Here is an 8,983-nt window from a genome sequence, read left to right as displayed (position 1 = left end):
TTAAACAGTCTCGCGATCCGTTTGCTGTCCGAAGAAGCTGTTGTCTCAAGCGAGGAGGCGCATTCTACAGACCTCAGAATCAGGGTCAACAGCCTTTGTTAAAAAACTTCAAAAAAACGTAAAAAAACCTTAAACCGCTCAACAAACAACCAATTCCGATTAAATAACAATCAAACCAAAGCACCAGACACAAAAAAGGCGCCTGACGGCGCCCTTTCTTTACGGTAAAACCGTTAACTAAGAGGTGTAACTCAGCGGAACAAAGGTCCCCCAGAGTACAACCGTTGTCGCAATCAATCCGACCAGGACACATAAACCCACAGTCAGAATTGAGGTAGAGAAGAAGAAACCACGCTCTTCCGGGATCTGCATAATGATTGGTACACCGGTATACAACAGATAAACGGTGTAACAAAGGGCGATCATGCCCACAATCACGTTAAACCACAGCATCGGATACAAACCTGCCAGCCCGGAGAGGAATAACGGGGTTGCAGTGAACGTTGTGAGCACCAAACACTCATCAAACGACACGTTACCGCCGTAGGTTTTTTCCATCCAGTGAATAGCATATGCAATTACGCCCACCGCAAACCACATGGCGAAATAGAATGCGACTCCCGCCATGAAGGCGCTCATCGTCTCCAGCCGGACATATTCGGAGCCTGCGATACTCCACCCGATCTGGGTAGTACCGATAAACAGCGACACGGCCGGTATTGCAGCAAGAATGCTGATTTGTGCCAAAAACACGTGAAAAGTCGAATAGTGCTCCTTGCGTATCATTCCCCATTCATCTTTAGGGTGATACAAGATTCCCATCATATGTTGTAAGAACATGAGGCTACCCCCTCAGGTGCCGCACCTCCCTTTCGCGAGTACACCTTTTAAAGTTGAGTGATCTTCATCGTTTCGGTATTACTCCATTTCCTTGAGGTTTCAGGAACTTTCAAATTCAAAGTGTTAGCCAGCGGGGATCACAACCGTGAAGTGATCCACCAGCAATACCACAAAAAATAGCATGATGTAGTTGATGCTGTGACGAAACATTTTCATAGGCTCCCCAACTATCCGCTTGCTGTACAAACGATACGCCCAATACATGAAGCGCAGATTGAGCAACATAACGCCCAGCAGATAGATCCCTCCAGACATTCCCGTTACGTACGGAAAGAGGGAACAGAGCACCAACAATATTGAATACAGCATAATTTGTAGCCGCGTATAGTCTTCACCATGGGTAACAGGCAACATTGGAATTCCCGCTTTGGCATAGTCATTTTTACGCGCAATGCACAGTGCCCAGAAGTGAGGTGGTGTCCATGCAAAAATGATAAGCACAAGCAACAGCGCATTGGGGTCTAATGTACCAGTCACCGATGTCCAACCCAGAAGCGGTGGCGCAGCACCGGCTATTCCCCCGATGACAATGTTTTGAGGCGTGGCGCGCTTCAGATAAACGGTGTAGATCAATGCATATCCGATCAACGATGCCAAAGTCAGCCACGCAGTCAATGGATTGACCATCACCACCAGCAAACCAATACCCAATGTGCCAGTTAACGCCGCAAACATGAGCGCACTTGCAGGTGAGAGCTTACCTTGCGGCAATGGACGGCGTTGAGTTCGGGCCATCTGCTCATCAATACGACGATCCATCACATGATTGACTGCGGCAGCACTGCCCGCCGCCAAACCGATACCTATAGTTCCAAACACAACGGCATCCCATGCAGGCAAGCCCGGCATCGCAACAAACATACCCACCACAGCAGTCAACAACATCACCGCCACGACTTTCGGTTTACACAGCTCGAGATAATCTCTCCATCCCGCATGTTCAACCGCGACCACCAGCATCTTTTCATTACGCATGACGAACTCCCTCCCGTAGCAACCCAATCCGGCTGTATAGCCAAACAAGACTGACTAACAATGCCACTGCACCACCGTGATGAGCGATCGCCATATAACGCGGCAACCCCCAAGCAACATTTAACATCCCCAGTACGTTTTGCCCGATCAGGATTATTGCTATCGCACTCAGGGGAAACAGCAACGCTCGCTGCTTTTTCAAGATAAGACAAAGAGCCAATAAGTAGAGGCTGACCATCACGGCCCCGAATCGATGCACCACCTGAATGGCTGCACGGGATTCACGATCTTTCAGCCCACCTTCATGACTCTGCCCTGTATACGCAGGTAGCGAAAACCCTCCGCTGTAATCAAAATTCACCTGTTCATTGCGCTCACAAAGCAGCCAATCCGTGCATGCCCACCCTGCATAGTTGGAGCTGGTCCACCCTCCCAGCATAATCTGAGCAAACAACAGCATCGCACCAACAGCCACCAGCCTCTGACGATTGGAAGACGACAACCGATGTCTCGCTTTCACTCGAATCAATCGATATCTCAGTACCAGTAACAATGTGAGCGTCAGCAACCCACCCAGCAGATGCAACGTAACGACCTGCGGCAATAATTTCAGGGTGACCGTCCACATCCCAAATGCCGCCTGGACAATGACCAAGCCCAACAACGCAATAGATAGTTTCAAAGGAGATTCTGGGCGGTGACGTTGCTGCCATGCCAACCAGGCGATGGCCGCAATCAAAAGACCCAGCATTCCAGCCGCATAACGGTGAACCATTTCCAGCCAACCTTTCGCGGCAACGATGGGCTGTTCGGGATAAAGCTCCTGCGCAGATGCCAGCTGCTGCGTGTCAGATGGCAAGATCCATTCACCATAACAACCCGGCCAGTCAGGGCATCCCAATCCGGCGTCATTGATACGTGTCCAAGCCCCCAACAGCACAACCACTAGCGCCAGGAGAATTGCCAGATGACAGAGTCGCAACACACGTTCCATCGCAGCTTACCTTTAGCCGACTTTTGACAGTTTCAGCATGCGTTTCAAATCCAACAACAGATCACGCGGGTCTTGATCTAATGGATAACGCATTACCAGATTCCCCAACGGATCGGCTACCCAAACAGCGCTGCCAATTTCACCGATCCGGTCACTCACCAACATCGTTTTGGTTTCTGCCGGATGACCACTCAACAGATGCCATTGAACTCTATCTCGCTCACGCCCCAATGCTTGGTGCAAATTGGGCAACGTTGTTTTCCAGGTCACACATGAGCGATCACATTCGTTATAGGTCAGCAACAGATGCCAGTCCCCGCTATGCACCCATTGTTCGCCCGCTGCATCCTCTATCTCCCACTCCTCCAGCTCTGCACCGGGAGGCAGAAGATCACCGTGATTCATGCGCCCGTCAGGCACACCCACCTGACCAAAATACATACCCATTGCTAACAACATCGGCAGGACTCCGACGCCCCACACTAACCAAAACATTCCTTTATTCATGTGCCCGCCTCCTCTCTTCGCATCCGCAAGAGATTCCAGCCAATCAACAACATCAGCACCCCAGCCATGGCAAACCACTGCACAGCGTAGGCTTGATGTTTTTCCGGCAACATCACCGCCGGTGACCAGCTCAGGTCAGCTTCCGGTAATACAGGCTCATTAGGCCGAATCACCCAGGGCATCAGAGTGAGACCCAACCGTTGTTCCAGCCCGTCCAGTTCAATTCGTTGTATCCGCTGTGGCCATGTTGGTCGCCACAGGCTTTCACCCAGGACCAATGGCTGCGAGACTTCTGTCAGCCGCCCACGAACAGTTACAACCCCTTTTGGCAATTCAATCTTCGGTAGTATGCCCCGGTCCTGATCAGCACTTACCCAACCCAAATTAACCAGTATGTGACGCTCACTCTCTTGCGGCAGGAACAATGCCACAATCTCGTAACCCACTTTTCCCTGACGGGTCCGATTGTCGAGCAAGAACCAACGCTCCCGATCAAATACACCTTCATGACGAATCAGGCTAAACTGCTGCAATGAACGGTGATCCAATCTTTTAGCCACTTCATCTGAATCCTGCCATTGCTGCATCAACACCTGCTTTTCTTCTGCTCGCCCTAGCTGCCAGATCCCCAACGCCAACAAACCGGGTAACACAAAAATTCCCATGATGATCAGCATCCACTTGAAGCCCCGGGTACTCTGAACTTTACTCACTGTGTCTCCCCTGCAACTTTGATCGAGGGAACCGACCATGTTCAAAGCTCTCCTTGTTGTAGTCTTCCTTGCCGCAGTCATCAGCCTTTTCTCTGGCCTGTTCTATATCCTGCGGGACCGGGGGCAATCCAGTCGTACAGTCCATGCTCTGACGTTGCGTGTTTTTTTCTGCATGCTCCTGCTCCTTCTGCTTGTTTACGGCATCTACAGCGGTCAGCTGATGCCAAACCATCCTTGGCCGGTCTAACGCCTCACAGGATGTACACGAATAAAAACAAGCCAACCCACACCACATCGACGAAATGCCAATACCAGGACACTGCTTCAAACGCGAAATGCTGTTTAGGTGAAAAATGTCCACGCATTACCCGAAACCAAATCACCAGCAACATGAAGGTCCCAAGTGTGACGTGTAAACCATGAAAGCCCGTCAGGATAAAAAACGTCGCGCCATAGATCCCCGCATTCAGAGTCAATCCCAACTCCTGATAGGCCAGCACATACTCTTCCGCCTGATAATAGATAAAGACCACACCCAACAAGACCGTGGCGGCCAGCCAGATCACAATCCAGTCGCGGTTATTCTGTTTCAGGGCACGATGCGCCAGTGTGACAGTAACGCTGGAACTCAACAGCAACACCGTGTTCAACAAGGGGATATGCCACGGATCAATCACCGCCTTCGGCCCGGGAAACGCCTCCATGTCCGGTGTCGTCATTAACGGCCACTGGGCTTCAAACCCTTGCCACAGCATATTCGTTACACCCTTATCACCTTCCCCGCCAAGCCATGGAACCGCAAGCGTACGGACGTAAAAAAGCGCACCAAAAAACGCCGCAAAGAACATGATTTCCGAAAAGATGAACCAGCTCATACCCCAGCGATACGACGCATCCATCTGGTCGCTATACATACCGGCCCGACTTTCGTTAATCACGTTGCGAAACCACCCGATCAGAATGACAGCGAGCAGCCCTGCACCTACGAGCAAGATAATTCCGCTGAAGCCTGCGCCATCCTGAGCACTAAGGTTATTGATAAATCCCCCTGCCCCCATCGCCATCAGAAACAGCGCAATAGAGGCCAGAATCGGCCAACGGCTTTGATGGGGAACGTAATAACTTTCGGTGCTCATAACATGAACCTCCCCGTCTGCGGCTGCTCGGCATAATGACTCGCCTGCAGTTGCGGCGTGATATCAAACAAGGTGTACGACAGTGTGATCTTAGAGATGTGATCCGGCAGATCAGGATCAATGACAAACAACAACGGCATCTCTTGTTGCTGACCGGCTTCCAGCGATTGGCGCTCAAAACAGAAACAGTTGATCTTCTGCACATATGCGGCCGCTTCCGCCGGAGCCACAGACGGTACAGCCTGCGCAATCATGGTCTTGCCGGTTGGGTTCCTGGCGATAAAGGCGGTCTGTCCCGTCATGCCCGGATGAATATTCATTTCCGCCGTCATCGGCTCAAATAGCCATGGCATCGCTTCATTATTCACAGCCGTCAGCTGCAAACTCACAGTGCGGGATCGGTCCACCAGCATGGGCTCAGCAGGACCGGTTCGGGTCACTTTTCCGTTCAATCCGGTGATGTCACAAAACACGTCATATAACGGCACCAGCGCAAAGCCGAAGCCAAACATCAGTACACTACTCAGCAACAAGTTACGGACGACCTTAGTGTGTTTTCTCTGGAGTTGTGCCATACAGCACCTCCATCATCTCGTTATAGTTATTTCACCAGCGGCGGTTGCGCGAAGGTGTGATAAGGCGCGGGGGACGGCACTGTCCATTCCAGACCTTCTGCCCCCTCCCACACTTCAGCTGTCGCCGGACGTTTCACGCGAATACACTGAACCACGTTGTACACCAGTAACAGCTGAGATAGACCAAACATAAAAGCGCCCACTGACGCGACAGCGTTAAAGTCCGCGAATTGCAGCGCGTAATCCGGGATGCGCCGTGGCATACCCGCCAGCCCGACAAAATGCATTGGGAAGAACGTGACATTCACGCCGATAAAACTGAGCCAGAAATGCCAGCGCCCCATCGTTTCGTTGTACATATTGCCGGTCCATTTCGGTAACCAGTAATAGACCGCAGCCACAATGGAAAAGATTGCTCCCGGCACCAGCACATAGTGAAAGTGAGCCACCACAAAATAGGTATCGTGATACTGGAAGTCAGCGGGCGCGATCGCCAGCATCAGTCCGGAGAAACCACCAATGGTGAACAACACCACAAAGGCCAGCGCAAACAGCATGGGGGTTTCAAACGTCATCGACCCACGGAACATGGTGGCAACCCAATTGAATACTTTCACCCCGGTCGGCACTGCGATCAGCATCGTGGCGTACATGAAGAACAACTCACCGGCCAGCGGCATACCAACCGTAAACATATGGTGCGCCCAGACAATAAAGGCCAAGAAAGCGATCGAGGCCGTGGCATACACCATCGAGGCGTAACCAAACAGCTTCTTACGGGCAAAAGTCGGAATGATCTGGCTGACGATACCAAACGCCGGCAGGATCATGATGTACACCTCGGGATGACCAAAGAACCAGAACACATGCTGGAACAGCACCGGATCACCGCCACCCGCGGCATTAAAGAAACTGGTGCCAAAGTGGATATCCATCAACATCATCGTTACCACACCAGCCAGCACCGGCATCACAGCAATCAGCAGGAACGCGGTGATCAGCCAGGTCCAGACGAATAGCGGCAGCTTCATCATGGTCATACCTGGCGCACGCAGATTAAGAATCGTGGCGATGATGTTGATCGCGCCCATAATCGAGCTGATCCCCATCATATGTACTGCGAAGATAAAGAAAGTCACGCTGGGTGGCGCATATGTGGTTGAGAGCGGTGCGTAGAAGGTCCAGCCAAAGTTAGGTGCGCCACCTTCCATGAACAAGGTCGCCACCATCATGCAGAACGCAAACGGCAGTATCCAGAAACTCCAGTTGTTCATGCGTGGTAGCGCCATATCCGGCGCTCCAATCATCATCGGCACCATCCAGTTCGCCAACCCTACAAATGCAGGCATGACTGCACCAAATACCATGATCAGGCCATGCATGGTGGTCATCTGGTTAAAGAAATTAGGTTCCATCAACTGCAAGCCGGGCTGAAAGAGTTCAGCACGGATAGTCAGAGCCATGCAGCCCCCGAGCAGGAACATCAGCAAACTGAACCAGAGGTACATACTGCCGATATCTTTGTGGTTGGTGGTGTATAACCAGCGGGTGATACCGCGGGCAGGACCGTGATGAACCTCGGTCTCAACAGTTTGCTCCAGTGTACCCATCTGCACTCTCCTGATGCTTTACTGCTTCAACGTGTTGATCTGGGCCGGACTCACCAGATCACCCGTGGTATTGCCCCAAGCATTTCGCTCGTAGGTAATAACCGCCGCCAGTTCGACAGCGCTGAGCTGATCGCGGAAGGCCTGCATCGCCGTACCGCTCTTACCATTGAGCACGACATCGATGTGTGCTGCCGGATCACCCACCATCATCGGACTGCCTTTTAACGCAGGAAACGCCCCTGGGATCCCCTCACCATTCGGTTGGTGACACGCAGCACAGGCTCGGTTGTAGACCTCTTCGCCTTTCGCCATCAACTCCGCCAGCGTCCAGTTTTTCGTAGCCGCATCACTCGCCTGAGCTTTAGCCTGCTTCATCTCCACTAGCCACTGGTTGAAGTCTTCTTCACTGCGCACATCCACCACAATCGGCATAAAGCCATGATCTTTACCGCAGAGTTCCGCGCACTGCCCCCGATAGATGCCGGGTTCAGGAGCGATGGTCCAGGCCTCATTGATAAAACCGGGAATCGCATCCTTTTTCACGGCCAGATCAGGTACCCACCAGGAATGAATCACATCATTGGCGGTGAGGAGTAAGCGCACCTTTTTCCCGGCAGGAATCACCATGGCGTTATCCACTTCCAGCAGATAATGCTCACCTTTGGTTTCATCATTTGAAATTTGTTCGCGGGGGGTCGAAAGGGAAGAGAAGAAATCGATATCTTCGCCCAGATACTGGTAGCGCCATTTCCACTGGTAACCGGTAACCTGAATATCCAGCTCAGCTTCACTCTGGTCGTACATTTTGATGAGCGTAGCCGTTGCCGGCACCGCCATACCAACAAGGATCACAAAAGGCACGACCGTCCAGATAATCTCAACTAACGTGTTTTCATGAAAATTGTGCGCTTTGGCACCGCGGGATTTGCGGTGATGAACGATTGAATAGAGCATGACGCCGAAGACGACGGCGCCAATGGCCACACAGACCCAGAAAATGGTCATATGCAGATCGTAGACCGCACGACTGATTTCAGTCACGCCCGGTCCTAAATTAACTTGCCACTCAGCTGCTGCTGACAGGGGAAAGATCAGCCCTAATGCACCAAACAGTGCGGGCAATCCCCATCCTATGATCTTCATCTCCAGGCCCCCTCGCATCCACGCAAAAAGCCTGTCGAATCCTATAAATACACACTATGGCGCTGTACAACAATTTCAACGTCGGTAGCGGTAGGATTACGGCAGGCCTTTATCGTCGCCTGAGTTCCGTCCCAAATTCCTACCAGTCCGCTTGGTTTTGTGAAGTATAGCAGTCCTGAATTTTTCGCAAGTTCAATTTAACCAATCAGGCACCCGCAAGGGATAGCGCCCAGCTCACAAGAGCAATCACGAACACAACAAATAACCCCATGACAACAAGGCCTAGCAGCATCCAGGCCCAGGTATGACCGGCAGCAAAATCGCGTTCCCGATTATGTGAAGATTGCACACCAAAACAGGCAGCTAACACACTGAGAAACATCTGAAGAAGGTTGGGTTTGTCCGACATAACGCCTCCCGGCAGCAAGCT

11 protein-coding genes are annotated in these 8,983 nt (G+C 51.7%); 1 reads left to right on the top strand and 10 read right to left on the bottom strand.

All coding sequences use genetic code 11. The annotated features are described in order from the left end of the window. Window positions 1–237 precede the first annotated feature (237 nt). The 5 genes from IOQ59_RS07235 to IOQ59_RS07215 form a co-directional block, all read right to left on the bottom strand. Window positions 238–840: a Yip1 family protein gene (locus IOQ59_RS07235; RefSeq protein WP_193952600.1), complete on the bottom strand. Its 603-nt coding sequence runs from the start codon at window positions 838–840 to the stop codon at window positions 238–240. Window positions 841–963: 123 nt separating this feature from the next. Next, window positions 964–1,875 (bottom strand): heme o synthase, encoded by a 912-nt coding sequence (gene cyoE, locus IOQ59_RS07230; RefSeq protein ID WP_193952599.1) that lies wholly within the window; start codon window positions 1,873–1,875, stop codon window positions 964–966. Further along, a complete protein-coding gene (locus tag IOQ59_RS07225; RefSeq protein ID WP_193952598.1) occupies window positions 1,868–2,869 on the bottom strand; it encodes a COX15/CtaA family protein in 1,002 nt (333 codons plus the stop codon). The genes cyoE and IOQ59_RS07225 overlap by 8 nt, the downstream gene beginning before the upstream one ends. A 12-nt stretch (window positions 2,870–2,881) precedes the next feature. Beyond that, the gene (locus tag IOQ59_RS07220) at window positions 2,882–3,376 is read right to left on the bottom strand and encodes a redox-active disulfide-containing membrane protein (RefSeq protein ID WP_193952597.1); all 495 of its coding nucleotides are present in this window, start codon (window positions 3,374–3,376) and stop codon (window positions 2,882–2,884) included. Then, entirely contained in the window at window positions 3,373–4,089 is a 717-nt protein-coding gene (locus IOQ59_RS07215) for an SURF1 family protein (protein ID WP_193952596.1), read from the bottom strand. Before IOQ59_RS07215 ends, IOQ59_RS07220 begins: the two co-directional genes overlap by 4 nt. A gap of 37 nt (window positions 4,090–4,126) precedes the next feature. On the opposite strand from IOQ59_RS07215, the gene IOQ59_RS07210 reads away from it, so the two are divergent. After that, window positions 4,127–4,336 (top strand): twin transmembrane helix small protein, encoded by a 210-nt coding sequence (locus IOQ59_RS07210; RefSeq protein ID WP_193952595.1) that lies wholly within the window; start codon window positions 4,127–4,129, stop codon window positions 4,334–4,336. A 4-nt stretch (window positions 4,337–4,340) separates the two neighbouring features. Here the strand turns inward: IOQ59_RS07210 and IOQ59_RS07205 are convergent, their stop codons facing one another. The 5 genes from IOQ59_RS07205 to IOQ59_RS07185 form a co-directional block, all read right to left on the bottom strand. Next, window positions 4,341–5,225: a cytochrome c oxidase subunit 3 gene (locus IOQ59_RS07205; protein ID WP_193952594.1), complete on the bottom strand. Its 885-nt coding sequence runs from the start codon at window positions 5,223–5,225 to the stop codon at window positions 4,341–4,343. Continuing rightward, the gene (locus IOQ59_RS07200) at window positions 5,222–5,800 is read right to left on the bottom strand and encodes a cytochrome c oxidase assembly protein (protein ID WP_193952593.1); all 579 of its coding nucleotides are present in this window, start codon (window positions 5,798–5,800) and stop codon (window positions 5,222–5,224) included. The genes IOQ59_RS07205 and IOQ59_RS07200 overlap by 4 nt, the downstream gene beginning before the upstream one ends. 26 nt (window positions 5,801–5,826) lie before the next feature. Then, complete coding sequence (ctaD, locus tag IOQ59_RS07195; protein ID WP_193952592.1) at window positions 5,827–7,410, bottom strand: cytochrome c oxidase subunit I; 1,584 nt, start codon at window positions 7,408–7,410, stop codon at window positions 5,827–5,829. Window positions 7,411–7,428: 18 nt separating this feature from the next. Then, a complete protein-coding gene (gene coxB, locus IOQ59_RS07190; protein WP_193952591.1) occupies window positions 7,429–8,553 on the bottom strand; it encodes a cytochrome c oxidase subunit II in 1,125 nt (374 codons plus the stop codon). A gap of 205 nt (window positions 8,554–8,758) precedes the next feature. Beyond that, window positions 8,759–8,962, bottom strand: coding sequence for a DUF2970 domain-containing protein (locus tag IOQ59_RS07185; RefSeq protein WP_193952590.1), 204 nt, complete (start codon window positions 8,960–8,962; stop codon window positions 8,759–8,761). Between the last annotated feature and the right edge of the window lie 21 nt (window positions 8,963–8,983).

Source organism: Pontibacterium sinense (assembly GCF_015209595.1).
Taxonomy (GTDB): domain Bacteria; phylum Pseudomonadota; class Gammaproteobacteria; order Pseudomonadales; family Balneatricaceae; genus Pontibacterium; species Pontibacterium sinense.
Note: the sequence above shows the minus strand (reverse complement) of the source record. Positions and strands in the feature narration are given on the sequence as shown.